Below are 24814 nucleotides of genomic sequence, written 5' to 3'. Positions count from 1 at the left end.
AGCCGCCTCTGAGCGGCTTTTTTTATTTCCCAATTTTGTATCCAAGTATTGCCATAGGAATATAGGCAAAGACAAGATCAACTATGCTAAACCATGTTGGAGATGGAAGCATGTAAACGTTCATAATGCCGCCTATAAGGAAGAAAACACCAATTATGAGAGACATTGCGAGCTTGCGACTCGCTGAAAATTTCCCTGCAAAAATTGCTCCCACCAAAGTGCCCAGGGCATGAGCTAAAAAAGGAAACAAAAAGTGTTTAGCTTCAAACTGATCCATTCCATTTTTTAAACTCTCAATGTTGCTTGGGTCAACACCTTCAGGTGGCGGAATGATAGATCCGCTAATCATGATTATTCCCATGTTGACAAAACTGCCGATGATCAATCCGCCAATTACAACTAAAATATTCCTCAAAACCGGATGCATATTCCTTGAATTTTAATCTAAAATAACTTCAATAATTTTATTTCCACTAAGCGTAAAGAGTTGCTTCTCAAATGAAGGAGGACCAAAAGTTCCTCTTACGTTATTTGAAAATCCGTAAGGTTCAGTCGGCTGACCAAAAAAGCCCTTGTCGATATCTTTATTCCCGTTCAAATCCTGAAACGCAACAATAGCGTAGCTTCCTGCTTTTAGCTTCATGAAAGTGTACTGTGGAACTCCCCGTTTTACATTGACGATAGCACGATCAACCAATTCCTCATTTTTATCGAGTAACTTGATGAATATTTTCCCTTCCTGATCTTCGAGTTGTGGGAATTTCACGGTCAGATCACATCGAGATCCCGTTTGAAATCCAAATAGAGCGAAACCGAAAACCGAGAGAAGTAAGAACTTACTGAATTTGTCCATTTAAAATTGTTTGATCGATATGTTCACTTCCAAAAGCGTACGGAATCAAAGCTATGTCATCCATTTCTTTTGTAATGATCAAATTAGCCTTTTTACCAACTGCAATTGAGCCGTGCGTTTTTTCAAGCCCCATCGCGTAAGCTCCGTTTAAGGTGACAGCGTTTATAGCTTCTTCAGGTGTGAGCTTTTGCTTGATACAGGCTAACGAAAGTAAAAACGGAATATTACCTGATGGAGTTGAACCCGGATTGTAGTCTGTAGCAATAGCTAAGGGTAATCCGGCATCGATGATTTCTCTCGCAGGAGTGTAGGGGATACTTAAGAAAAAAGAGCACGAAGGAAGCGAAACAGGCATTGTATTGCTTTTCAACAGCGCTTCAATTTCTTCTTTTCCCATTTCCTCCAGGTGGTCAACAGTGCGAGCGTTGTGTTTTATGCCTGTTTGCACGCCACCGGTATTTGAAAACTGGTTGACGTGAATCTTTGGAATCATCCCGTATTTTGCTCCGGCTTCGAGTACGCGGTCAGTCTCTTCATTGGTGAAGTAACCCTGTTCACAAAAAATATCGATGTATTCAGCTAAGCCTTCATCAGCAACAGCCGGAATCATTTCATTGACGATAAGATCGATGTATCCTTTTCTATTGTCTTTATACTCGGCAGGAATAGCATGAGCTCCCAGGAAAGTAGACTTAATAGCTACGGGAGCTTCTTCTTTGAGTCTTTTCGCAACGCGCAACATTTTCAACTCAGATTCAACTGTGAGGCCATAACCACTTTTCACTTCAATCGCCCCGGTTCCGGTTCTGACCATTTCCTTTATGCGCTGCATTGCGCTTTGAAATAAGTCTTCTTCAGATGTTTCGCGCAACCTTTTTGCAGAGTTTAAAATTCCACCTCCTTTAGCTGCAATTTCCTGGTAACTCAACCCCTTGATGCGGTCAACGAATTCGCCTTCGCGAGTTTTGGCAAAAACGATGTGGGTATGCGAGTCGCACCAAGCGGGTAGAACCATTTTTCCATCAGCATCGATAACATCGAGATCATTCCAGTTTGTAACACCGTGAAGGTCTGTCATGGGACCAAAGTCAACGATAGTGTCGCCTTCGATAGCGAGGTACGCATCTTCGATGAGCGGCAAAGTTGCCATGTCTTTTCCCGCCACTTTTTCGCGCGGTTCTGACTCAACCTGGTAAAGTGTTTTGATGTGTTTGATCAATGTCTTCTTCATACCCTTGAAATTTTGGGCAAAGCTACATTTTTCAACCGTTTTTTACGGTCAGATCACTAATACTGCGGAGGGTTTGAAACTTTTAGTTCGTTTTTATACGTGTAAGTTGTATCGTTGACGTAACGGCTCTCCCAAACGAAGGTATTGAACTCCAGGATAAAGGTGAAACTCGTATCAGCTTCAACGCGGTAGTGTAGAGAATCACCCGATGTTTTTTTCAATCTGCGTTGATGATTTCTTCGCATGAATCCAAAGTCGATTGTATCACCCGTAATTTCGTCATAAACCACAGCAGTTGCAGGTGCATCCATGACGAGGTAAAGGTTTCCGTAGTTCGTTTTGCTTTGTGGCTGAGTATCTTCATCATCGTCTTCACAACCAGCTAAAACGAATACCGAGAGAACGAAAAAAGTAAGAAGTTTCTTCATTGCTAGAGCTCTTTTTTATCAATAAGTTCAACAATATAAACATTGTTTTTGACTAGAACTGTGTCTTTAGTGAACGGAACAAAATAATCGCTTTTCACTTCTTCTTCGCTCATAGCAACTGCGTATTGCGCGCCTTTTTCAATCCAGTAGCGCATATTCTCAGGGTCTTTCTTGATTTGAAATCCCTGATAGCCGAGCTGATTCAAATAATACAAACTGATTTGAATACTCATATCATTTGGAATGATGATTTCATCAGTTCGTTTAATTCCCTTTTCTCTCAAAATTGGTTCTAACCCTTCAAGTCTGCTGAATAGATCTCTGTATTTAGCATTTCGCCAGTACATGTATCGGTCGTTGTGTTGGTCCTTAGCATACTTGACGTTACCAAAAGCAAAAATCGTAAGTGCGATTGCTCCTGTCCAAACAACAGGTTTTTCATAAATACCAAAGCTCTTTAAAACCAGAAAACTCGTAATCCAGGTAACAGGAAAAATAATGTAACAGTTGAGCAAATAGTAATCGTGATGTCCTAATGGCTGGAAGAAAAGAACGAAAAAAGCAATGACTCCAAGGAGCACAAATGATTGAACATATCGCCAAAAAAGTGGTACTCTTTTGATGAAAATGAAATTCATTAACAATAAAAATGCTGTGACATAAAGTACCCAAATATTGTAGTAGTGCTTTCCCCAAAGAGTTATCGCAGTATCGATGTTTCGGTTAATCCATTCGGCATCCATTTCCCAAATAGGAAGAAGTCCCACCAGGAAAAAACCACCTTCATGAACAGGATCAGCTCTACTGTAAGCATCTGCATAAATGTACCAGGAAGCTTGAATTGCAATTACGGTCAGAACCCCAATATAAAGCCATATCGGTTTTAGCCAGTTCTTTACGTTCCATCTGGCGGTGCTGAGGTTAGAGAAAAAGAAAGCTCCCAGGACAGCTAAAAATGCCATCATTCCGCTCGCTTTAATGAGTCCGCCCAACAAGCCCACTATCAAAAAGATAATGAGGTGTTTTGGTTTCCTGAATTTAAAGTAGTGCCATCCGGCCCAAAGTGATATCAGTTGTAATCCTAATGCCGGAACATCAGCAAGGAAGTTGAAACCGTAGTAAATAATGATAGGGGAACAAGCCAAGAGAAGACCCATTGCCGGACCCGCCAAAAAGTTGCTGGTCAGTTTTTTTACTAAATCTGCGAGAAAAAAGAGGCCAAGTAAAAAAATAGAAAAATTCATGATCCGGTAGTAGCCTTCCTCAACACCGGTAATTTTCCAAATTTGGGCAGCAGTGTAATTGAGAATAGGAAATTCGCTGGCTACTTTACCTGTGCCGGATTCACCAAGGTTCATCACAGCCGGCTCAAAAATAGAGTTGTTGTCATAGTAAAACCTATTGGCAAAACTCAGGCAGTCTGCCTGTCGCCATGCATGCGGGCCTTGAGGTAATCGATGAAATTCGTTTTCCAGGTTGTGTGTCGAAAAGATTAAAATGATGACTCCCAGTGTTAGGATTAGATGCGCGTTCTTTTTAATCGCTTTCCACAAACTGCTATTTACAAAATCTGATTTCATTTTTCTGGAGGAGAGGGCTATGTTATATCTTCGGCAAAATTTACTGCAAGTTTAGTCAATGGAAATTATAGATGAGCCAATTAAAGGCCTAAAATTACTCAAGCCAAAAGTTTTTGGTGATCACAGGGGGTATTTTTTTGAGTCTTATAACAAAAAGACTTTTGAGAGCGTTGGGATTAATGATGAGTTTGTGCAGGATAACCAGAGCTTTTCACAAAAAAATGTGCTAAGAGGGTTACACTTTCAAACAGATGAGTTTGCTCAGGCAAAATTAGTTAGGGTAATTTCAGGATCTGTTTATGATGTGGCCCTCGATATTCGTAAAGGATCTCCTACTTATGGAAAAACTTTTGGAGTAGAATTGAATGCAACAAATCAGTATCAGTTCTATGTTCCAGTTGGCTTTGCTCATGGATTTGTGACGTTAGAGGATAACACGGTTTTTGCTTACAAGTGTTCAAACTATTACAGTCCCGGCCACGAAGGTGGGATCATGTACAACGATCCAGATTTGAATATTGACTGGAAAGTTGACAATCCTATTTTATCAGAAAAGGATAGAGAGAATGAAGTTTTTAAATTATTTGAGAGTCCGTTTGAATATGAAGAGAAGTAATGCGAGCTTAATAGCTATTTTTTCGTTGATAATTGTTGGTGCAGGAGTGGCTGAGTTTTTCACATCTGCCAAAACCGATAGCAAGGCTGAAAACGAACGAACTTACCAGGATTATTTCAACAGGGACTATAAAATTTACTCTCTAAATCTTCCTCAGAACCTGAGTTTTGCCGGAGAAGAAGTTCCATTGCAGTTGAGTGATGTGAGCGAAAAGCTCGATCGTGAATTACATGTCAATACTTACTGGCAGTCGAATACACTTCTTTATCTGAAACGTTCAAATAAATGGTTTCCGGTTATTGAACCAATTCTCGAAGAAAACGATGTGCCGGAGGATTTCAAATATCTGGCTCTGATCGAGAGCGGACTCACACAAGTAGTTTCCCCGGCAGGAGCAACAGGTTTTTGGCAATTCATGGAAGGATCTGGTCGTGAGTACGGACTGGAAATCAACGATGAAGTTGATGAACGTTATCACGTTGAAAAAGCGACTAAAGCAGCTTGTGACTATTTGAAAGAGGCAAAAGAAAAGTTTGGAACCTGGACGTTGGCTGCGGCTTCATACAATATGGGGCAGAATGGATTAGAGCATCAATTGGAAAGACAAAAAGCTTCTAACTATTACGATTTATTGCTCAATACAGAAACTGCTCGTTACTTATTCAGGATTTTAGCTGCTAAAGAAATTTTGAATCATCCCGGTAAATACGGTTTTCATTATAGAGACGAGCATTTGTGGGAGCCTATCAAAACTGAAATTGTAAAAGTTGATACTTCAGTTGATGACTTTGCAGCTTTCGCAAAAGACAGAGGAATCAATTACAAGGTGCTCAAGAATTTGAATCCGTGGTTGAGACAGAGCTATTTGAGAAATAGATCAGGAAAGTCTTATGATATAAAATTGCCTCAAGAATCAGCAATGTCAAAATTGATGCTTGATACAAATAAGAGGGGTTAGTTCAGCTCTTCAAGCTGGCCCAATCCCTGCCTTATTATTTCTAGTTCATCTCCCGTACAATCGACTATTGTGGATGGAATATTATTTCCAAACCCGCCATCTACTACTGCGTCTACCAGATCTTTGAATTGTTCGTAAACATCGTCTGGGTCTGTAGTATATTCAACTATTTCATCGTCATCGTGAACTGATGTTGTCACAATTGGATTTCCCAGCACGCGAACAATCTCTCTTGGAATTTCATGATCGGGAATTCGAATACCAACTTCCTTTTTCTTGTTGGCGAATATCTTTGGAACCTGATTGTTGGCTTCAAGAATAAAGGTGAACGGACCGGGTAGCGCTTTTTTCATCAACCTGAAAGTTGTGTTGTCAAGCGGCTTCGTGTATTCAGACAGGTGACTGAGGTCGTGAAAGATCATGGCAAACTTAGCTTCTTTGGCCTTTACGCCTTTTAGCCGAGCAACACGTTCTACAGCTTTTTTATTGGTTATGTCGCAACCAATGCCGTAAACAGTATCAGTAGGGTACACGATAACACCGCCATTTTTTAAAATGGAAACAACACGATCGATTTCGCTTGCATTGACATTGTCTGGATTGATGCGGATTTTTTCAGCAGCCATTATTTAAACCTTTTTGGAATCATGAATTTTCCTCTTGCATAAGAGTATTTCCCGGGTTTTCCTGTGGTTATAAAAACGGGAGAACTGTCGTTGTTGTTTGCAGGGTGATACTTGATTTTACTGACGTTTAAAAGCGCATTTTTTGTGATATGGGAGACTTCTCTTTCTTCGCTGTAAATAATTGTTGAATCTTTCTTTCTAATTTCTTTGTAGGAATATGGAAGGTAGCCTCCAACTTTCATATTGTGTGGATCAAGGACATAAAATGCTGTGGTTTCAATATAAATGGAATCGTTTTTTTGATACTTGAGATGACGGGTAATTCCCACGTGCCTTCCTCCATTGAACTTATAAATTTCCAGCTCACATTTTTGGTCGATGTATTGCGGTCTTTTTTTGAAAAAGATCATGCCCGGATAACGACCGTAATGATAAACTACGTGAAAAGCGGTATCATTCTCAATCAATGAGCTGTGGAGAGCATTATTGGGATCATTAATCGTGTCACCCTTAATTCGATGAGTATCGCTAAGGATATACACAGGATGATACCCCGGATCTTCGATAAATGGTGTGTTATTTTGGTTCTGACCAAAAGCTGCAAAAAGCAAAAAGCTCAATATCACAGTAATTGAAAACGATTTCATCATCAACTATTTTGCTGTGAAATTAAGCTTTTCGCTAAAATATTGTGCTATTGTTTAGCTGTTTCCTTTGCGGTAGTCTGCAAGGAATTTTTCCAGACCTATATCAGTTAAGGGATGCTTCAACAATCCTGTAATCGATGAAAGTGGGCCAGTCATGATATCAGCTCCGGCCTCAGCGCATTCGATCACGTGCATTGTGTGACGTACACTGGCAGCCAGAATTTCAGTATCAAACATGTAGTTGTCGTAAATCAATCTGATTTTGTGGATCAAATCAATTCCGTCAGATGAAATATCATCGATTCTCCCGATGAATGGCGAAACGAAAGTTGCTCCGGCTTTTGCAGCTAGTAGTGCCTGACCCGGAGAGAAAACGAGTGTGCAGTTGGTTTTTATTCCTTTTTCTGAAAAGTACTTGATCGCCTTAATTCCTTCTTTGATCATCGGAACCTTTACCACGATGTTGTCATGTAGTTCAGCGAGGCGTTCTCCTTCTTTTACAATGCCATCGAAGTCTGTAGAAATTACTTCAGCACTTACGGGGCCGTCAACCATTTCGCAAATTTTCACGTAATGATCGATGATATTCTGCTCTCCGGTAATGCCTTCTTTCGCCATCAACGAAGGATTTGTCGTTACACCATCGAGTACACCCAGCTCGTGTGCTTCTTTTATTTGATCGAGATTTGCTGTGTCAATGAAGAATTTCATGTGATACTTTTTTGATTATTATGACTGCTTTGCGCAATGTTTTGCAAAGGTAGTTTTTTGAAATAGAAAAAGGGAACTGAAAAAATCATCAGCTCCCTTTTTAATTATCGTTCAAAGGACTAGAATTATTTGAATTCGCCAATGAGTAGATCAGCGATTTCTATTCCGATCCTGTCCTGGGCTTCAACTGTAGCTGCACCAATATGCGGACTCAAACTGATTCCTTCGTGAGCGAGTATTTTATCGCTTGGAGCTGGTTCGTTGACGAATACATCGACTCCGGCATATTTGATTTTCCCGCTATCGATGGCGTTCATCAAAGCATCTTCATCAACAACACCACCTCTGGCAGTATTCACGATAAAGGCACCCTCTTTCATCATGTCAAATTCTGCTTTTCCAATTACTGCGTTTCCGTCAGATTGAGCAGGAACGTGAAGCGTGATGAAATCTGCCTGTTTCAATAATTCTTCTTTTGAAACTGTTTTGATCGTTTTCTTTGCATCAACACCCGGAATCTCGAGATCTATTTCAACCTCTTTTGGAGTACGGTTGAACGCAACTACATTCATTCCGTTCCCGAGAGCGTATTTCGCTGTGTACTGACCGATTCGGCCAAAACCGAGAATACCGATTGTTTTATCTCTCAACTCAACACCTTTACCGTATTTCTTCTTGAGCTTTTTAAAGTCAGATCCTCCGGTTTTAGGCATATTGCGGTTGCTATCGAACAATCCGCGAGCAATAGAGTAGAGGTGAGCCATTGTGAGCTCAGCAACCGCCTGCGAAGAAGCTGCCGGTGTGTTGGAAACGAAGATTCCTTTTTCACGGGCATATTCAACATCGATGTTGTCCATACCAACACCACCGCGAATGATGGCTTTTAAATTTGGGCAGGCATCGATGTGCTCTTTACGCACTTTAGTTGCGCTACGAACGAGCAGAGCGCCAAAGTTATCGTTGTTGATAGCATCAACAAGGTCATCCTGCTCGCGCTTGTTTGTATCTACTTCAAAACCGTTTTGTTCTAACTTTTCCAGTCCTGATTGAGAAATACCGTCATTAGCAAGTACTTTCATCGTAATACTATTTAAGGTTTTGAGTTATTAACTTCTTAGTTTTTTCATCACGTTAACAAGAGCCTCAACGCTTTCAATTGGAAGTGCATTGTACATTGAAGCGCGGTATCCGCCAACTGATCTATGACCTTTAATACCATTGATGTTCGCTTCTTTCCAAAGCTTGTCAAATTTCTCTTTGTAACTCTCATCAGTCAATGTGAAAGTCGCGTTCATGCTAGAGCGATCTTCTTTGTTGGCGTAACCTTCAAACAATGGATTTTCATCGATTTCATTGTAGATCATCTCAGAACGCTCCTGAGCTTTTTTCTTCATCGCTTCAACACCACCATTTGCTTTCATATAGCGGAGGTTGAGCATCGTTACATAAACAGCAAATACTGATGGAGTATTGAACATACTGTCTTTTTTGTGGTGTACTTCAAAGTCGAGCATTGAAGGAATATCACGACCACTTTTGTTAAAGACCTCTTCGTTTACAATGTACATAGTTGTTCCGGCAGGGCCAATATTCTTTTGAGCACCAGCATAAATGATATCGTAAGCGTTGATCGTTACAGGTCGACTAAAAATGTCAGAACTCATATCACAAACGAGGAAATTATCAGTTTGTGGGAGTTTCTTGAACTGAGTTCCGTAAATCGTGTTGTTAGCCGTGTAGTGAACGTAGTCCAGGCCAGATGGGATCTGAATATCCTTAGGAATATACTTGAAGTTCTCATCTTCACTGGAAACAATGACATCAACATTTCCCAGTTTTTTTGCTTCTTTAATTGCCTTAGTTGACCAGGTTCCGGTATTCATGTAACCGGCAGTTCCGTTTTCAGTAAGCAAGTTGTAAGGAGCCATTAAGAATCCTGTGCTCGCACCACCTTGTAAGAAAAGAACAGTGTAGCCTTTAGGGATGTTGAGCAACTCTTTAACGAGTTCTCTCGCTTCTTCCATCACACGCACGAAGTTTTCACTTCTATGGCTGATTTCTAAAATTGAGAGTCCTAAGTTGTCAAAATCAAGCACACTTTGTGATGCTTCTTTAAAAACCTCTTGTGGTAAAATGCAGGGACCTGCACTGAAATTGTGAACTTTAGCCATTTTTAATGAATTTATTTTTGTGACTACGAAATAAACAAACTTTTTCTGACTAGATGTTACCCATGTCTTAATATAGTGACCTGGCTATTTCGGGTTGCCGGGCTTTTTAACCGGTTCTTTTCTGCCACGCGGATCGTGAAAAATACTTTTCGTTTTCATGATGACTTCCACATTTTCAACGAATTCCCACTTGCCTTTTTTGAGTTCATAGGCATCAAAATTCAAATTTGGCACGTAGAACGAATAAATACCTTCCATCTCAGGGTTTAGTGGTTCTAAGTGATTGAAAACTATTCGCTCGTCATCTTCGTGATACCTCAATGATAGAGTAGCATCTTTTTTGAATTCAAATACAACTCTGTTCTTGAGTTTGTCATCGCCAAAAACCTGTGCTCCAAATGTGGGCTTGCCCTTTTTGTTAAAATGTGCGATTTCAATCACCTTTTTATTGGACATTTTACTATTGCCATCCCAACCTAACAGGGCGTAATATTCTTTACCTGAGCTTTTAAAAGGTATGATTTCATAGTAGAGTGCCCCGTACCAGTTTTCGGCATTCATGGTTTTGTAAAGAGGTCTGCTTTCGTATTGGTCAGATCCATCATTTAGCTGAATCCACGGGCGATCATCTTCAAATTGAATAAAAGCAAAGTAGGTGAATGAGCCTTGTCTCTCGGGAATATTCCACGTGATGAGTCTGAATTCATCATCGGGTGAGCGCAGATCTCCCATGAATTTTGATTCTATGTTCACCTCATAACTATCCTCAGTATTCAGGAACTCTTTTACAGATTGAATGAGAGAATCGTTGTAAGTTACGGTACCCGACTGTGATTGTGCTTCAACCTGTTTCGATTTGTAGTGCGCTATCTTTGCGGCCAGTTCGGTTGGGTTCTGACCGAAAAACTGTGAAGCTTCAAAAAGAAAAAAGAGCAAAAGTGTAATTCGCATTATTCGTTTTTTCGTTTAATTGCAAAATTAAAGCCAAATATTGAATGAACTTAAAAGAGCGCATAAAGGCATTTGACCAATTGGGTACTGAGTTGGAAAGTCAACTCGCAAAAGCAGGTGATGATGGTATGCATCCATTAAATGATTTATTGATCAGAGCCTATCACCAAAACGGCTGGTTTAGTGAACGATTCACAAAGGATGCTATTGCCCACAATGCTGATTTGCTGAATGAAGAGAAGCTGGAGCAGTGGACGGCCGAGTATTCTGATATGCTGAATTACAACGGTGATCGTGTTGTAGGTACTATCATGGCCGGTAATATCCCAATGGTGGGTTTTCATGATTGGCTCTCTATATTGATTGCAGGGCACTCATTTGCAGGGAAGTTGTCACATAAAGATAAGTTATTGCTCCCTTACCTGAGTGAATTACTCATTGAGATTGAACCACGATTCAGGGAGAGAATTCACTTTACGGCTGACAGACTACCCCAAATCGATGCGATTATTGCTACCGGAAGTGACAACTCTGCTCGTTATTTTGAGCATTATTTCGGGAAGTATCCCAATATCATTCGCAAAAACAGAAACTCGGTTGCTGTTTTAGAAGGTGATGAAACAAAAGAAGAATTGGAAAGATTGGGTAGAGATATATTCCAGTACTACGGGCTGGGTTGCCGAAATATTTCAAAAATCTATGCTCCTGAAGGATTTAACTTTGATGAGTTCTTTGAGAGTATCGTTGACTTTGGCTTTGTTCAGCAGAATACAAAATACATGAACAATTACGAATACAACCGTACGATTTATTTACTCAATAAGGAAGAAGGTTTGCTCGATAATAATTTCCTCATTTTGAAGAGAAATGAGGGTGCGTTGTCGTCACCTGTAGGTGTGTTGTACTACGACTTTTACAATGATAAAGAGAAAGTAGAAAAAGAAATAAAGCAAAAAAGTGAGTCAATCCAATGCGTTGTTGGAAAAGAAGGTATTAACTTTGGGGAAACACAAATCCCAAAATTATGGGAGTATGCAGATAACGTCAATACTCTTAAATTTTTGGTCACATTGTTATAACAATGAACCAGAATTTGTTTTTTATTAGGAATGGCGTTATTTTGCTCGAATCGATATAATAATAGTGTGGTATGACTCGAACCATTGGGCTATCAATTTTGGCTTGTTTGTTTTTAATCGCCTTTTCCCCCGTTGCTAAGGGGCAGTTGTGGTCAACTGATTTTGAAGGAACGAATGTTAATGTATCGCTCAACAATGGAGCTCTTACCGGAGCTGCAGGAGCAGGAGATAACCTTTGGGTGATCAATTCAGCATACGCTGGAGGAACAGCCGGCCCATTGACAGTGCCTCCAACACCGGCTCAACCGGCAGCAATTGTTCCCAATAGCCAAAATTATTTACACATAACCAGTGCATTGGGCCAGGCACAAACACCACCAATAGAAAATGCTCATTTTAATCCTGCTGCTCCTGTTGGGGAAAGTTATTTTACTGAGATACAAACAGGTATCAGTACGATCGGTCAAACCGGAATCGAGTTGAACTTTTGGATGCTCAACGGCTCTTCAGCTAACGAAGCTGAGGTTTATGTGAAAGATGGTCCAACAGGAACGTGGGTTCAACTCAATAACGCTAACTTTACACAATCTCTTGCAGGTCAAAATAACTGGATGTTTACCACATATACTGGTAATGCACTCAACAATTTAAACGATGTTTATGTAGGGTTTCGATTTATTTCAGATCCCGGTGGTTCGCAACCTTCATTTGCTTTAGACAATATCTCAATTACTCAGCCGGCAAGCGTTCAGGCTGTTGTTACATCTCCCAATCCACTACCAACATCGCTTTGTCAGGGAGATCAGGTGACTTTTCAAGCTCAAACTGATCCTTCAATCGGAGCATACCAGTGGAATTTCAATGGTGCTAATACCGGTCCGCAGAGTTTGAATGGTTCCACAGCTAATTTTACAGCCGGTACTCCTGGAAACTACACATTTGAACTCATTGTAACTGATGGGGTTTCTCAAGATAATTACACATGGAATGTTACAGTAAATCCGTGTAATCCTCCAAACATCATGATCAATGCAAACCCAACAACGGTTTGCGAAGGTGCTAATGTTACTTTCCAAAATAATACTCAGCCGGGTTCAGCACCAATCACAAATGTGCAATGGTCGTTCCCTGGTGGAACACCAACTACTTCAACGAGTAATAATCCTCTTGTGAGTTATTCTACTCCCGGTTTTTATGATGTCATTCTTCAGGTTACTGATACTAATGGAACTACAGCTGATACATTTTTAAATTATATAGAAGTAGTTTCTTGTCCTCCTCCGGTTGCTGACTTTGATGCTTCTGCCCGCAAAATTTGTCCGGGTGACTGCATTAGCTTCGTGGATCAAAGTACAAATATGAGTGGAGCAGGATCTACATGGAACTGGAGTTTTCCCGGTTCTGACTCAGCGACTTCAACTGCTCAAAATCCGCAAAATATTTGCTACCAAACTCCGGGGCTTTACACTGTTTCCCTTGAAGCTTCTAACATCAACGGGACAGATTCCAAGAGTATTGCAGGTTTTATTGAAGTGGATTCGTGTTTGGCTCCTGAAGCTCGTTTCTCAGTTGAAGCTGATAGCATTTGTGTTGGTAACTGTATTCAGTTTAGAAGCACAAGTAGAAGAGAAGATTCACTGACCTGGACTTTCTTTGGTGCTGATGCTCCTTATCAAAATTCAATTGAACAAAATCCAATTGTTTGTTACTCTGATACAGGTACTTTCAATGTTCAAATTAGAGCTGATAACGAGTACGGAACTGACGTGGCACTTGAAACTCAACGAATTTCTGTGAAAAGTTACCCAGAAGTTGTGGCATCGCCTGATCAGGAGGTTCTGATTGGTAGAAGTGTTAGATTAGAAGCTTTTGGTACAGCGAATAACTTTATGTGGACTCCTGATTACGAAATTGACTGCACTGATTGTCGTCAGGTTCGGGTATCTCCAAAAGAGAATACAATTTATTACGTGACTAACACAAACAGCAATGGCTGTTCATCAACTGACTCAATTCGAGTATTAGTTCGTAAAGAATATTATGCCGGAGTACCTGATGCATTCTCTCCAAACGGAGACGGGCAAAATGATGAACTCCGTGTAAGAGGAAACGGTATTACTGATATGCAGTTTTATGTGTACAACCGTTACGGTGAGTTGGTATTTGAATCTTATACACAAGATCGCGGTTGGGATGGAACCTTTAGGGGTACTAAGCTCGATCCGGGTGTTTTTGCTTACATGGTCAGACTAACATACATAAACGGTTATCAGGAAATTCTAAAAGGTGACGTGACACTCGTTCGCTAATTAAACCCTATTGAATATGCGCACAAGATTACTAACGATAATATTATTCTTTGCTTCATTCCAGGTGATTGGTCAGGCTGATGTACATTATTCTCAGTTTGATAATGCTCCTCTGCAAATTAACCCGGCTAACACAGGACTTTTTCAGGGTTCGGTCAGAGCCGGAGTCAATTACCGCAGGCAATGGGAAAACATCTCAACTCCATTCCAGTCAATAGGTGGGTTTGTTGATGGTCAAATAGCAAAAGATCTTTTTAAACGTGATATTTTCTCACTTGGCTTAAATGTCAATCAGGATCAGGCCGGAATCACCGGTTTTAATATGCTCAATGCAGGATTGAATATCGGTTACATCAAAGTGATGGATCCCGAAGCGCGTCACTACGTTTCAATAGGTGCACGTGTTGGTTTTGGTCAGCGAAGTATTACACCTGATTTAACTACATGGGACAATCAATGGACGAACACAGGTTTTGATCCAACATTACCTAGCGGAGAAGCACCTATGGAAGAATCTGTTTCTCACGTAGATTTTGGCGGAGGTATCAAATATTTCTTTGCTAGTGAAGATGGTCGTTACAAAGCTTACGGTGGTGCAGCAGCCTACCATTTGAATACACCATCTGTGAACTTCATGGGAAATGATGTAAGTCTGGATACTCGCTACATGTTTGACGGTGGATTTTACTATTTAGCATCAAATGATGTTGTCGCCATTCACCCTCAGTTTATGTGGATGCACCAGGGACCAAATAACAGCGTAATGTTAGGTTCTGACGTGAAATTCATTCTTTCTCAGGCTACACGCTCAACTGGTTTCCTCAATGAAATGTCACTTGCTCTGGGACTTTACCACAGAACTGGTGATGCAATTGTTCCAATGGTAAAACTTGGAGCTGGCGGATTTGAAATAGGAATGTCTTACGACTTTACTGTTGGAAACCTCACTCGTGTGAACAACGGAATGGGCGGACCAGAATTTTCAATCATTTACAAAGCGAATTACAAGAAAGGAAATCGCGGGTCTTTGACGAGATTCCTTTAATAGCTCAACTTTTTACAGTTCGTAACAACCAGCATCAGGCGAATTGTCTCTTGGATTGCCCGCCAAATCATTTGGCGGTATCCCCGTTACTGATGGATCTCCATAGTTCACAGCAACTGAACTGTCGTACAGCGTGAAGAATTCATCATCCTCTCCGATGTTAAATACAGGATTTACATAGCCATTATCCGGATTGATGAGGCATTCTGTAAAATATTCAGGTTTGTCTTCAGTAATATCTTTGGCTCTGATAATGCTATGATCAAAATTGATATTGAAAACCCCGTCATTTTGGTGAGTTGTATCAATAGTAAGCTCTTCCTCACTCGATCCGTATAAGATACTATTTTGAAAAGTGAAATTGAAGTCACTTACAAAAGTTACTTCTCCGCCATTTCCATCACCAAGGACAAGAGCATTGGACAAAAACATACTCGGTTCCTGACGTGTTTCATAGCCCCAGTAGTTTCCAACTGTACAGTGAGTAAAATCAATATTCCCACCTCCCTGAGCCGCAACTACTTGATTGCGCGTATTTGTAAACAAACAATTCTTCGCTTCAATATTATAGAAGCGAGAGAACAGTCCGAGCCCATTACAGTTGTCAATTTTCGTGTTTTCGAGAACTAATTTATTGGTCGGAATCTGGGGATCAGTATCCAGGAAAAAGTACTCAGCTGATATTCCGATGAAAGCATCTTTGATCTCAGCATGATGAAACTCGTGATCTGACGGTGATTCGTTTAAAATAATTCTGTCCCACTGCCCGGGAAGTTCACCGTAAAATTCATCTGATCGAAAGCCGTCAAAAACTACTTCATCATCGGGCATGCCATTTACTTTCAAATTGCTTCCTCTGTAAGCCCATAATCCGGCACCATCGTAAAAGTGAATTTTTGTTCCCGGCTGCACTTCCAGATTGATAAGCGAGTCGATTACCAAATAACCAAATACAACGTGCGGTTTGTCATTTGGGAGTGTGATATTTTGAGCTATCGGGAAGTAATCATCGTACTCACTCACAAATGAGAGAGGAGGGAATCCCTGAATAAATTGCGTTGCTCTGTAGTAATAAGCATCTTGTCCGTAAGCTGTTAGTGTTACATTCTGAATATTTCCATTCGTTGTAAAAAGCAAATTATCATAAACCAGTAAAGGTGCATTTTGATTAGTTGGATCAACAGTTACTTCAACAAAAACAAAAGCGCTGTCCTTTCCCTGAATCGTAATATCTCTAGCTTTACTTCCCGGATAACCATCCACATTAAATCTGAATTGACTGTCAGATCCATTTTCGAGTTGCACGTTTGATATTTTAACCGGATCTGACTGTGGGTTGTAAATCATGAAACGTTGCGTAGCCGATCCAATTTCAGTAAAAACTGTATCGAAGTAAACTGAATCAGTTGAAAATTGAAGTACCGCATCATTACTCGTGTCCAGAGTGTCTTTGCGGCATCCCCAACTCGCTAAAATAGCTATGCTGATGAAAAGTAATGTAAGCTGTTGCTTCATGTTCCAGTTTAATGGTAATTTTAACGAAAAGCTTCAAAGGTAATTGTATGTTAGTGGACTTTCAGCAATTTTGTGTAAAATTCAACTTTTAATACAAGAATATTTCAACTTTTGTAAATAGTTTGCTTACCTTTGCAAACCGAATTTTGAGAAGCAGAACAATAGAGTCGTTATGAAAAAAGGAATTCATCCAGATAATTACAGATTAGTCGTTTTTAAAGATACTTCAAACGATTACACATTTATGAGCCGTTCATGTGCTCCGGCAAAAGAAACTATTAAGTGGGAAGATGGAAATGAATACCCGCTTGTAAAACTCGAGATTTCTCACAAGTCTCACCCTTACTACACAGGTAAAATCCAGTACGTTGATACTGCTGGTCGTATTGATAAATTTAAAAGCAAATACGGAAAGTTCCAAAAGGACAAGAAGTAATTTCTTTTCATATACATTGATGAAAGCCTCGTTTTATAGCGAGGCTTTTTTTGTGTTAAATTAGTCGCCAATACACCGCATTATGAACACAATTCTGTTTGATGATCACGCGCATGTAAGCCTATTGCCTCTAACATTTACGAGGCCGGTATCAGAAATCCGCATAGGGATTTTAACCATCACGCAAAAGTGGGAACATCACCTAAACACGAAAGTCAGTTGGTTTACACAACCTTACCTGGCTAAAAAGTACAGGTTTAGTGCTGAGAACGAAAACCTGTTGATCAACGGATCGGTTTGTCCAACTCCGGCTCTTACTGAAAAGATTCAATCGCTCAAGTCTGGCGAGATTCTCAAGAAAGATGAAAAAGTATTGGCTGCTGTTGTAAGTCAATCAGAATTTGAAGCGGAGAGCGTTGTAAAATCATTAAGGTTGAGTGGTGATAGCATTCAGTTTTCAGGTGAGCTCGATATTATTGAACATCCATGGGATATTTACAGTCAGAACCACTCTCAGCTCGTTGCTGATTTTGAATTGATAACTAAAGGTAGAGAGTCGCAGCAACTTTCGTCAACGAATACGATTATCGGGGATAAAATCTTCGTTGAAAAAGGAGCTAAAGTAGAGGCGGCTGTACTCAACGCTTCTGATGCTCCTGTGTATATCGGTCAGAACGCAGAAATCATGGAAGGTGCCACCGTTCGTGGCGGATTGGCCATGCTCGAAAACAGTGTTCTGAAAATGGGCGCTAAAATTTATGGAGCCACAACATTAGGTCCGCACGTGAAAGTTGGAGGTGAAGTGAACAACTGTGTAATCTTTGGTTATTCGAATAAAGGACACGATGGATTCCTCGGCAATTCAGTGATAGGAGAATGGTGCAACCTGGGTGCTGATACCAATAACTCGAATCTCAAAAACAACTACGGCATTGTAAAAGCCTGGAGTTATCTCGAAGAAGATTTTATCTCAACAGGAAAGCAGTTTTGCGGTTTAATTATGGGCGATCATTCCAAAAGCGGGATCAATACGATGTTCAATACCGGAACTGTAGTTGGTGTTTCAGCAAACATCTTTGGAAGCGATTTTCCTTCAAAACTCATTCCCAGTTACAGTTGGGGAGGAGCAAAAGGCTTTGATACGTTTATGCTTGAAAAGTCTTTTGAAGTAGCTCAACGCATGATGGAGCGCAGAGGAATTGAACTAACCGATATCGACAAAGCCATCTTGTCTGAAATATACGAACGCACTGATCAATACAGGTCTTATAGTTAGACAGAATTGCAGTTTTTAGTTGTTGGCACATCTATTGTCCTTTTCTGGGTCAATTACAACATTTACTCACCGGGCATCTAATTTGCCTGGTCCTTATACTTGTTGAGTATGAATGGATTTGATATGGATTTTGATTTTTTAGGATTGAATAATATGATTGGAGACGATACTGAGTTTATACCGCTTTTGTCAAAGGACGATGAAGACCAAATGAAAAACGAAGCGGTACCTGAAAGTTTGTCATTACTTCCCCTTCGCAATAATGTGCTTTATCCCGGAGTAGTAATTCCCATTACAGTTGGTCGCGATAAGTCGATCAAGCTGGTGAATGAAGCTTACAGTGAGAAAAAAGCAATTGGTGTTGTCGCACAAAAAGACGGCAGTATTGAAAACCCTGAGGCTCAGCACCTGAATAAGGTCGGAACCGTGGCTCGCATCATAAAAAAGTTGCAAATGCCTGATGGCAGTATTACGGTGATCATTCAGGGAAAGCGCAGAATGGAAATCGAGGAGATCGTAACGGATGATCCTTTCTTTAAGGCGAAGATTAAACCGATTGATGAGGTGATGCCGGATGAAGATGACGAACGCTTTGATGCGTTGGTATCATCGATTCGTGAATTGGCTCTGAAAATCATTCAGGAATCGCCAAATATCCCATCTGATGCACAGGTAGCGATTAAGAATATCGAGAGTCCTTCTTTCCTGATCAATTTCATCAGTTCTAACCTTTCCAGACCTGTAGATGTAAAGCAGGAACTTTTGGAAGAGTTAGATGTGAACAAGCGTGCGCAAAGAGTATTGGAGCTACTTACTGAAGAGTTTCAAATGCTCGAACTCAAAAACGATATTCAGTCAAAAGTTAAGACAGATATCGACAAGCAGCAGCGCGAATACTTTCTTCACCAACAGATGAAGCAAATTCAGGAAGAGCTGGGTGGTAATCCGCTCGATCAGGAAGTTTCTGAGTTTAAAGAAAAAGCGAAAAAGAAAAAGTGGGGAAAAGAGGTTAAAGAGGTTTTCGAAAAAGAGTTGAGCAAGCTGGAGCGTATGAACCCAACCGGAGTTGAATACTCTGTTCAATCGAATTACCTCGATACAATGCTCGATCTCCCGTGGAACGAATACACAACTGATAATTTCGACCTCAAGCGAGCAGAAAAAATCCTAGATCGTGATCACTACGGTTTGGAAAAAGTGAAAGAGCGTATTCTAGAGCACCTTGCTGTGATCAAGCTCAAGGATGATATGAAAGCGCCAATCATTTGCCTGGCAGGCCCTCCCGGTGTCGGTAAAACTTCACTTGGCCGATCTATCGCTGAGGCATTAGGTCGCAAATATCAGCGTATGTCGCTGGGTGGTTTACGAGATGAAGCTGAAATTCGCGGACACAGAAAAACTTACATCGGTGCGATGCCGGGCAGGATTATCCAAAGTGTGAAAAAAGCGGGTTCTTCAAATCCGGTTTTCATTTTGGATGAGATTGACAAAGTAGGTCATGGTCCGCATGGAGATCCTTCTTCAGCATTGCTCGAAGTTTTGGATCCTGAACAAAACGACACATTTACTGATAACTTCCTCGAGGTTGACTACGATCTATCTAAAGTGATGTTTGTGGCTACTGCAAATAATCTCGGTCAGATCCAGCCGGCTCTGAGAGACAGACTGGAGATCATAGAAGTTAATGGTTACACGGTTGAAGAAAAGATTGAAATTGCGAAGCGTCACCTCATTCCAAAACAGCTCAAAGAACACGGTTTAAAGAAAAACCAGTTCAAGATAGCGAAGAAAGTTCTCGAAAAGCTGATTGAGGAACACACGCGTGAAAGTGGTGTTCGTTCATTGGAGAAAAAGATCGCGAAGCTGGTACGTCAAATTGCCAAAGCGATCGCTATGGAAGAGGAATACGATGTGAACATCAAGGCTGAGGATCTGACCAAATACCTTGGCCCTGGTCACGAAAAAGAACGTTACGAAGGTAATGAGCATGCCGGGGTTGTTACAGGTCTTGCGTGGACAGCTGTTGGAGGTGATATTCTCTTTATTGAGACTTCAGTGACGAAAGGAAAAGGAAAACTCACTCTCACTGGTAGTCTGGGTGATGTGATGAAAGAATCAGCAATGGTGGCACTGGAATACATGCGTTCTCATGCTGATCACCTGAATCTCGATCCTGAAGTGTTCGACAAATACAATGTTCACATTCACGTTCCTGAAGGTGCTATACCTAAAGATGGTCCATCGGCAGGGATAACAATGCTCACTTCTTTGGCATCTGCCTTCACACAGCGCAAGATCAAGAGCAGACTCGCCATGACGGGTGAGATCACGCTTCGTGGTCGCGTGTTGCCGGTTGGCGGAATCAAGGAAAAAATTCTTGCTGCCAAACGAGCGAATATCAATGAGATCATTTTATCAGAACAAAATAAGAAAGATGTAGAGGAAATTGATGAGCGCTATTTGAAAGGCCTCAAGTTCCACTATGTAAAAGAAATGATCGAAGTAACTGATATTGCACTGCTCAAAGAAAAGGTGAAAGATCCACAAAAGATTGAGTAATTATTACCAGTAATTGTGCACTGTGCCTACGGCACTCAAATACTTTTCTTTAGGATGAGGCTCCGGGTTATCACCCGGAGATAGAAGTGAGTCGTGCCTAACGGCACTTTCAAGCGAGTGGCTTAGGTTAAAAATATTTGGCAGAGAAAAGTTATTTTTGATCTGAGTGCCTTTAGGCACGGAACACATCCAGCTCTGGGTTTTAGCCCAGAGTTATAAAAATTGTAATGATCAACTAGTGCTGTAAGCACGGTTCACTATAATTCATAACAGACATTAAAATAATTCTCCGCCTTCTTCGTATTATTGGGGAATTATTTCCGCCAAATATGAAGAATTGCTTATTCTCGATTTTTGTACTGTTTTCTTCTATTGCTGCCTTAGCTCAGTCAGGAGGAAATGGCGTGTACAAGTTTTTGGATTTGCCTGCATCGGCTCGTTCAGCTTCACTGGGCGGAAGTTTAATTACGGTGAGAGACGGAGATGTCAATCTCGTAAAAGATAATCCAGCTGTTTTAGACAGTACAGTTCACAACGCAGCTGCTCTCACTTACATCAACTATATTTCTGATGTCAACTTTGGGTATGTAACACACGCTCGTCATTTTGAGGATGTGGGTACTTTCAGTGCTGGAATGCAATACATAAATTACGGAACGTTTACTCGTGCAGATGAACGCGGAATCAAAAACGGTGAATTCTCGGCCGGTGAATACGCATTTGATGTTTCGTATGGCTACCAACCCGATTCACTTTTTTCTTTTGGTGGTACTTTTAAAGCGATTTACAGCAATTTTTCCAGTGATAATAGCTTTGGGCTAGCTTTTGATTTGGGAGCTCAGTACTTGAGTAAGAACAAGCTGTTTTCTGCCGGTTTGGTGATCGATAATCTCGGTTACCAGATCAAACCTTATGTAAAAGGAAACAGGGATAATTTACCGTTGAATTTTCAATTGGCGGGATCGTACAAATTGCCCAAAGCACCAATCCGTTTTACTGTGACGGCATCCAGGCTAGAGACGTGGGATCTGACCTATAACCAACCGCAGAGTGAAAAAGCGTATTTACTTCCAAATGGCGGTACGGTTTCGCAAAACAATGAGGACGGGGCTTTCAGTTTTGACAATTTTATGCGTCACATGAACATTGCGGCTGAGATTATGCCCAGCGATAATTTTCATTTGCGCATCGGGTTCAACTATTTGCGCAAGCAGGAATTATCACCACAGGATACGCGTAGTGGTTTGGCCGGATTTTCATTCGGAACCGGATTTCAAATCAAACGATTTCGCCTGAGCTACGGTATTGCCGGTTATCATTTGGCTGGTTTCTCTCACCATATTACTATTGCAACCAATTTCAGTGAATTTAAAAGCAAAGGATGAGTCCGGCCAAAATCAACATCGCCATTGACGGCTATTCGTCATGCGGCAAAAGCACGCTTGCCAAGCAACTCGCAAAAAAACTCCATTATATTTACGTAGATACAGGTGCCATGTATCGCAGTGTGGCTTTGTTTGCGCTGGACAATGGTTTTTTTGAAAGTGATTTTGACAAAGAGAAACTCATCAATTCACTCAATCAAATTACGATCAGGTTTGAGCGCAACGAAAATGGTTTACAAACCATTTTGAATGGCGAAAACGTAGAGGAATCGATCAGATCCATGCGTGTTTCAGAACGGGTAAGCGAAGTAGCTGCCATTCCTGAAGTCCGCAAGAAACTCGTTTCGCAACAACAGGAAATGGGAAAGGAAAAAGGAGTCGTTATGGACGGCCGCGATATAGGCACTGTTGTTTTTCCAGATGCCGAGTTGAAAATCTTCATGACAGCTTCTCCATCGGTCAGAGCGCAAAGGCGTTACGATGAACTAAAAGCTAATGGTAAGGAAGCCAGCATGGAAGAGGTAAAGAAAAACCTCGAACACCGCGATTATATCGATACGCATCGCAGTTCTGATCCGCTCAAACAAGCCGATGATGCACTCGTACTCGACAACACGGATCTGACACCGGATGAACAGCTACAGAAAGCCTTGGATTGGTCAAGGGAAAGAATGGGAGAGTAGTTCCTTTATTTTTTCAACTCAAGCGTCCTGGAGTTCAAAACCCTAACAGGTTCTCCATTATCCATCAGATAAACCACACCAACTAAGTTGAGGTTGTTCTTATTAAAGGGGGCAATAGTAATTGTCAATTCTTCAGTTTCTGTGGAAGAATTACTCAAATCAATTGATTGACCCCACAAGCTATGAGGAGCAGACCGAAGAACATGATTGTGTTCGTATTCATCAATCCATTTGTTTCCGTTATAAGTGTATTGTCTACCAAAAACATTGTTTTCAACTACATAAACCGCAAACCTGACATCATTACTAAAAGGTTGTTTAGAGTTAATTATGCCTTTGTAAGTGAGAGTATTTCCAATACTGTAAGCATCTATTTTTATGTTTACTTCGGCTGCTGTGTTCAATGTTGAGTCAATTGAATTCTTCCATTTTGTGGTATCATTTTTTAGGTAGTCCATCCCGCGAAGGAAAGTGGGAGTACCAAAGATTTGGTGGTATTCTGCCAACTCTCGTGATACAGGAGTAAAGTTGGGATCTTCTTCTTTGTAGTAAAAACTGACAGCGTTGATACGTTGATTTTTAGCTTTTTGGTCGAATAGCGGATGACCATAAGCACCGCAAGCGCCACAATCGTGTCGTGATAGAAGAGCGATAAAAGGTTGTTTTTCGTCTATTTCAGCCTGTGTATAGTTTATTGTCTCAGGTTGCTGAGGTGTATCATCTTCATCGTCTTTTGAACATGAAAAGCTCAATACAATAATCGCAAACGAAAGGAACCATATCATTTTCATGTAGTTGTAAACGTAGTAACTGTGAAGTTATTTCCTCGTTTTATCTTAACATACTTAATTATATCTTTATACCATGAAAGTTGCTGAAATCCAAAAAAGCATAATCGATCAAATAAGGACTCTCGAAGATCCCCAATTACTGAAGGCCATTCAATCATTGATAGCAGCTTCAAAAACTGAGGAGAAGTATCAACTCAATGAGGAGCAAAAAAAGAGTGTAGAAATTAGCCGTAAACAAATTGAGAATGGGGAATACAAGGATCAGAAAGAGTTCATGACTGAGGTTCGCTCATGGCTAAAAGAAAAATAGTTTGGTCGTCTAGAGCTCAGCAAGAATTCACAAAAGTTCTTGCTTATTACACTGAAAAAAATCAAAGTGTAGCTTATTCTCTTAAGCTCACAAATACGATTGAACATATTACAGAGTTGTTAGCAGTAAACCCTAAAATGGGATTAGAAAATCAGGATAATAGTTCAAGAACTTTTATTGTCGATAACTACTCAATAATTTATGAAGCATCAAGTGAGGTCCTTACTGTTCTTTCTTTTTGGGATGATAGGCAGGATTCCAGTGGAAAACTTCATAAGAAAAAAACGTAACTGATTTTAGGACGACAAAAAAAGCCGGTACTCTTACGCACCGACTTTCCTCGCACTTATACCAGAGGGTTATGAAGAAACTACCGCCTCACAAGAAATTAAAACCGCTAGCTCAAAATTTGCAAGTGTGATCTGATCGAAAAGTTAATTGCCAAACTTGAGCTAAAATCTAAGGTTCGCACGGCTTTACAGTTGTTCCTTATACGTATTGCTACAAATTGTCCTCCGGTTTAGTAATCATAGTGTTGTAGGGCTTGTTTTGTTAGGTTAAGAGAATTTTCAGTTTGTTGAAGACAAATAAATGATCATCAATACAATAATGAGTAGCCCAACTTGTGAATTGCACTTATCAGTTTCTGAAAGT

General features: G+C 40.6%; 25 protein-coding genes. 12 read left to right on the top strand and 13 right to left on the bottom strand.

Annotated elements, in window-relative coordinates; all coding sequences use genetic code 11:
* Positions 1-22: 22 nt before the first annotated feature.
* From F3059_RS00900 to F3059_RS00880, 5 genes are read right to left on the bottom strand one after another with little or no spacing between them, the layout of a single operon-like run.
* On the bottom strand, positions 23-427 hold the full coding sequence (locus F3059_RS00900) for a hypothetical protein (RefSeq protein ID WP_151166046.1): 405 nt from the start codon (positions 425-427) through the stop codon (positions 23-25).
* A 12-nt stretch (positions 428-439) separates the two neighbouring features.
* Positions 440-853, bottom strand: coding sequence for a DUF2141 domain-containing protein (locus F3059_RS00895; protein ID WP_151166045.1), 414 nt, complete (start codon positions 851-853; stop codon positions 440-442).
* Positions 837-2084, bottom strand: coding sequence for an imidazolonepropionase (gene hutI, locus F3059_RS00890; RefSeq protein ID WP_151166044.1), 1248 nt, complete (start codon positions 2082-2084; stop codon positions 837-839). The genes F3059_RS00895 and hutI overlap by 17 nt, the downstream gene beginning before the upstream one ends.
* Before the next feature lie 56 nt (positions 2085-2140).
* Positions 2141-2512, bottom strand: coding sequence for a hypothetical protein (locus F3059_RS00885; RefSeq protein WP_151166043.1), 372 nt, complete (start codon positions 2510-2512; stop codon positions 2141-2143).
* 2 nt (positions 2513-2514) lie between these two features.
* Positions 2515-4092, bottom strand: a complete 1578-nt coding sequence (locus F3059_RS00880; RefSeq protein ID WP_151166042.1) for an ArnT family glycosyltransferase — start codon at positions 4090-4092, stop codon at positions 2515-2517.
* 58 nt (positions 4093-4150) lie between these two features.
* Here F3059_RS00880 and rfbC point away from each other — a divergent pair, with 58 nt between their 5' ends.
* Together rfbC and F3059_RS00870 are read left to right on the top strand one after the other, a co-directional pair.
* A complete protein-coding gene (gene rfbC / locus F3059_RS00875; RefSeq protein ID WP_151166041.1) occupies positions 4151-4708 on the top strand; it encodes a dTDP-4-dehydrorhamnose 3,5-epimerase in 558 nt (185 codons plus the stop codon).
* Positions 4695-5666: a lytic transglycosylase domain-containing protein gene (locus tag F3059_RS00870; protein WP_151166040.1), complete on the top strand. Its 972-nt coding sequence runs from the start codon at positions 4695-4697 to the stop codon at positions 5664-5666. Before rfbC ends, F3059_RS00870 begins: the two co-directional genes overlap by 14 nt.
* Here the strand turns inward: F3059_RS00870 and F3059_RS00865 are convergent.
* The 6 genes from F3059_RS00865 to F3059_RS00840 form a co-directional block, all read right to left on the bottom strand.
* Positions 5663-6292, bottom strand: a complete 630-nt coding sequence (locus F3059_RS00865) for an L-threonylcarbamoyladenylate synthase (RefSeq protein ID WP_151166039.1) — start codon at positions 6290-6292, stop codon at positions 5663-5665. The genes F3059_RS00870 and F3059_RS00865 overlap by 4 nt on opposite strands.
* Complete coding sequence (locus F3059_RS00860; protein WP_151166038.1) at positions 6292-6939, bottom strand: hypothetical protein; 648 nt, start codon at positions 6937-6939, stop codon at positions 6292-6294. The genes F3059_RS00865 and F3059_RS00860 overlap by 1 nt, the downstream gene beginning before the upstream one ends.
* 54 nt (positions 6940-6993) lie before the next feature.
* Positions 6994-7650, bottom strand: a complete 657-nt coding sequence (gene fsa / locus F3059_RS00855; protein WP_151166037.1) for a fructose-6-phosphate aldolase — start codon at positions 7648-7650, stop codon at positions 6994-6996.
* Positions 7651-7775: 125 nt separating this feature from the next.
* Positions 7776-8729, bottom strand: coding sequence for a D-2-hydroxyacid dehydrogenase (locus tag F3059_RS00850; protein WP_151166036.1), 954 nt, complete (start codon positions 8727-8729; stop codon positions 7776-7778).
* Between the two features lie 27 nt (positions 8730-8756).
* Positions 8757-9821 (bottom strand): 3-phosphoserine/phosphohydroxythreonine transaminase, encoded by a 1065-nt coding sequence (gene serC / locus F3059_RS00845; RefSeq protein ID WP_151166035.1) that lies wholly within the window; start codon positions 9819-9821, stop codon positions 8757-8759.
* An 84-nt stretch (positions 9822-9905) separates the two neighbouring features.
* Positions 9906-10772: a hypothetical protein gene (locus F3059_RS00840; RefSeq protein WP_151166034.1), complete on the bottom strand. Its 867-nt coding sequence runs from the start codon at positions 10770-10772 to the stop codon at positions 9906-9908.
* Positions 10773-10816: 44 nt separating this feature from the next.
* On the opposite strand from F3059_RS00840, the gene F3059_RS00835 reads away from it, so the two are divergent.
* From F3059_RS00835 to F3059_RS00825, 3 genes are all read left to right on the top strand, one after another.
* Positions 10817-11851, top strand: coding sequence for a uroporphyrinogen-III synthase (locus F3059_RS00835; RefSeq protein ID WP_151166033.1), 1035 nt, complete (start codon positions 10817-10819; stop codon positions 11849-11851).
* A 71-nt stretch (positions 11852-11922) separates the two neighbouring features.
* Positions 11923-14160, top strand: a complete 2238-nt coding sequence (locus F3059_RS00830; protein WP_151166032.1) for a gliding motility-associated C-terminal domain-containing protein — start codon at positions 11923-11925, stop codon at positions 14158-14160.
* 16 nt (positions 14161-14176) lie between these two features.
* Positions 14177-15205, top strand: coding sequence for a PorP/SprF family type IX secretion system membrane protein (locus F3059_RS00825; RefSeq protein WP_151166031.1), 1029 nt, complete (start codon positions 14177-14179; stop codon positions 15203-15205).
* A 12-nt stretch (positions 15206-15217) separates the two neighbouring features.
* On the opposite strand, the gene F3059_RS00820 is transcribed toward F3059_RS00825, so the two are convergent.
* Positions 15218-16720, bottom strand: a complete 1503-nt coding sequence (locus tag F3059_RS00820; RefSeq protein WP_151166030.1) for a hypothetical protein — start codon at positions 16718-16720, stop codon at positions 15218-15220.
* A 172-nt stretch (positions 16721-16892) separates the two neighbouring features.
* Between F3059_RS00820 and F3059_RS00815 the strand changes: the two genes are divergently transcribed.
* The 5 genes from F3059_RS00815 (at position 16893) to cmk (ending at position 23059) form a co-directional block, all read left to right on the top strand.
* Entirely contained in the window at positions 16893-17156 is a 264-nt protein-coding gene (locus F3059_RS00815) for a type B 50S ribosomal protein L31 (RefSeq protein WP_151166029.1), read from the top strand.
* Positions 17157-17238: 82 nt separating this feature from the next.
* A complete protein-coding gene (locus F3059_RS00810; protein WP_151166028.1) occupies positions 17239-18432 on the top strand; it encodes a GlmU family protein in 1194 nt (397 codons plus the stop codon).
* 108 nt (positions 18433-18540) lie between these two features.
* Positions 18541-20991, top strand: a complete 2451-nt coding sequence (gene lon / locus F3059_RS00805; RefSeq protein WP_223274521.1) for an endopeptidase La — start codon at positions 18541-18543, stop codon at positions 20989-20991.
* Positions 20992-21320: 329 nt separating this feature from the next.
* Positions 21321-22376, top strand: coding sequence for a type IX secretion system protein PorQ (gene porQ / locus F3059_RS00800; RefSeq protein WP_151166027.1), 1056 nt, complete (start codon positions 21321-21323; stop codon positions 22374-22376).
* Positions 22373-23059, top strand: a complete 687-nt coding sequence (gene cmk / locus F3059_RS00795) for a (d)CMP kinase (protein WP_151166026.1) — start codon at positions 22373-22375, stop codon at positions 23057-23059. Before porQ ends, cmk begins: the two co-directional genes overlap by 4 nt.
* 5 nt (positions 23060-23064) lie before the next feature.
* On the opposite strand, the gene F3059_RS00790 is transcribed toward cmk, so the two are convergent.
* On the bottom strand, positions 23065-23844 hold the full coding sequence (locus F3059_RS00790; RefSeq protein ID WP_170264964.1) for an Omp28-related outer membrane protein: 780 nt from the start codon (positions 23842-23844) through the stop codon (positions 23065-23067).
* A 79-nt stretch (positions 23845-23923) separates the two neighbouring features.
* On the opposite strand from F3059_RS00790, the gene F3059_RS00785 reads away from it, so the two are divergent.
* Positions 23924-24160 (top strand): hypothetical protein, encoded by a 237-nt coding sequence (locus tag F3059_RS00785; protein WP_151166024.1) that lies wholly within the window; start codon positions 23924-23926, stop codon positions 24158-24160.
* Complete coding sequence (locus tag F3059_RS00780; RefSeq protein WP_151166023.1) at positions 24142-24450, top strand: type II toxin-antitoxin system RelE/ParE family toxin; 309 nt, start codon at positions 24142-24144, stop codon at positions 24448-24450. The genes F3059_RS00785 and F3059_RS00780 overlap by 19 nt, the downstream gene beginning before the upstream one ends.
* The last annotated feature ends 364 nt before the right edge of the window (positions 24451-24814 follow it).

The sequence above is a fragment of the Salibacter halophilus genome (genome assembly GCF_008806325.1).
Classification (GTDB): Bacteria; Bacteroidota; Bacteroidia; order Flavobacteriales_G; family Salibacteraceae; genus Salibacter; species Salibacter halophilus.
This window is presented reverse-complemented; position numbering and strand designations above follow the sequence as displayed.

What these genes read in the sequence shown, in the direction of transcription:
- hutI (WP_151166044.1), bottom strand. Translation starts at nt 2,084, where the DNA reads ATGAAGAAGACATTGATCAAACACATCAAAACACTTTACCAGGTTGAG.
- F3059_RS00885 (WP_151166043.1), bottom strand. Translation starts at nt 2,512, where the DNA reads ATGAAGAAACTTCTTACTTTTTTCGTTCTCTCGGTATTCGTTTTAGCT.
- F3059_RS00865 (WP_151166039.1), bottom strand. Translation starts at nt 6,292, where the DNA reads ATGGCTGCTGAAAAAATCCGCATCAATCCAGACAATGTCAATGCAAGC.
- fsa (WP_151166037.1), bottom strand. Translation starts at nt 7,650, where the DNA reads ATGAAATTCTTCATTGACACAGCAAATCTCGATCAAATAAAAGAAGCA.
- F3059_RS00815 (WP_151166029.1), top strand. Translation starts at nt 16,893, where the DNA reads ATGAAAAAAGGAATTCATCCAGATAATTACAGATTAGTCGTTTTTAAA.
- serC (WP_151166035.1), bottom strand. Translation starts at nt 9,821, where the DNA reads ATGGCTAAAGTTCACAATTTCAGTGCAGGTCCCTGCATTTTACCACAA.
- rfbC (WP_151166041.1), top strand. Translation starts at nt 4,151, where the DNA reads ATGGAAATTATAGATGAGCCAATTAAAGGCCTAAAATTACTCAAGCCA.
- F3059_RS00850 (WP_151166036.1), bottom strand. Translation starts at nt 8,729, where the DNA reads ATGAAAGTACTTGCTAATGACGGTATTTCTCAATCAGGACTGGAAAAG.
- F3059_RS00840 (WP_151166034.1), bottom strand. Translation starts at nt 10,772, where the DNA reads ATGCGAATTACACTTTTGCTCTTTTTTCTTTTTGAAGCTTCACAGTTT.
- F3059_RS00860 (WP_151166038.1), bottom strand. Translation starts at nt 6,939, where the DNA reads ATGAAATCGTTTTCAATTACTGTGATATTGAGCTTTTTGCTTTTTGCA.
- cmk (WP_151166026.1), top strand. Translation starts at nt 22,373, where the DNA reads ATGAGTCCGGCCAAAATCAACATCGCCATTGACGGCTATTCGTCATGC.
- F3059_RS00895 (WP_151166045.1), bottom strand. Translation starts at nt 853, where the DNA reads ATGGACAAATTCAGTAAGTTCTTACTTCTCTCGGTTTTCGGTTTCGCT.
- F3059_RS00830 (WP_151166032.1), top strand. Translation starts at nt 11,923, where the DNA reads ATGACTCGAACCATTGGGCTATCAATTTTGGCTTGTTTGTTTTTAATC.
- F3059_RS00825 (WP_151166031.1), top strand. Translation starts at nt 14,177, where the DNA reads ATGCGCACAAGATTACTAACGATAATATTATTCTTTGCTTCATTCCAG.
- F3059_RS00790 (WP_170264964.1), bottom strand. Translation starts at nt 23,844, where the DNA reads ATGATATGGTTCCTTTCGTTTGCGATTATTGTATTGAGCTTTTCATGT.
- F3059_RS00810 (WP_151166028.1), top strand. Translation starts at nt 17,239, where the DNA reads ATGAACACAATTCTGTTTGATGATCACGCGCATGTAAGCCTATTGCCT.
- lon (WP_223274521.1), top strand. Translation starts at nt 18,541, where the DNA reads ATGAATGGATTTGATATGGATTTTGATTTTTTAGGATTGAATAATATG.
- F3059_RS00880 (WP_151166042.1), bottom strand. Translation starts at nt 4,092, where the DNA reads ATGAAATCAGATTTTGTAAATAGCAGTTTGTGGAAAGCGATTAAAAAG.
- F3059_RS00870 (WP_151166040.1), top strand. Translation starts at nt 4,695, where the DNA reads ATGAAGAGAAGTAATGCGAGCTTAATAGCTATTTTTTCGTTGATAATT.
- F3059_RS00900 (WP_151166046.1), bottom strand. Translation starts at nt 427, where the DNA reads ATGCATCCGGTTTTGAGGAATATTTTAGTTGTAATTGGCGGATTGATC.
- F3059_RS00820 (WP_151166030.1), bottom strand. Translation starts at nt 16,720, where the DNA reads ATGAAGCAACAGCTTACATTACTTTTCATCAGCATAGCTATTTTAGCG.
- porQ (WP_151166027.1), top strand. Translation starts at nt 21,321, where the DNA reads ATGAAGAATTGCTTATTCTCGATTTTTGTACTGTTTTCTTCTATTGCT.
- F3059_RS00835 (WP_151166033.1), top strand. Translation starts at nt 10,817, where the DNA reads ATGAACTTAAAAGAGCGCATAAAGGCATTTGACCAATTGGGTACTGAG.
- F3059_RS00780 (WP_151166023.1), top strand. Translation starts at nt 24,142, where the DNA reads ATGGCTAAAAGAAAAATAGTTTGGTCGTCTAGAGCTCAGCAAGAATTC.
- F3059_RS00785 (WP_151166024.1), top strand. Translation starts at nt 23,924, where the DNA reads ATGAAAGTTGCTGAAATCCAAAAAAGCATAATCGATCAAATAAGGACT.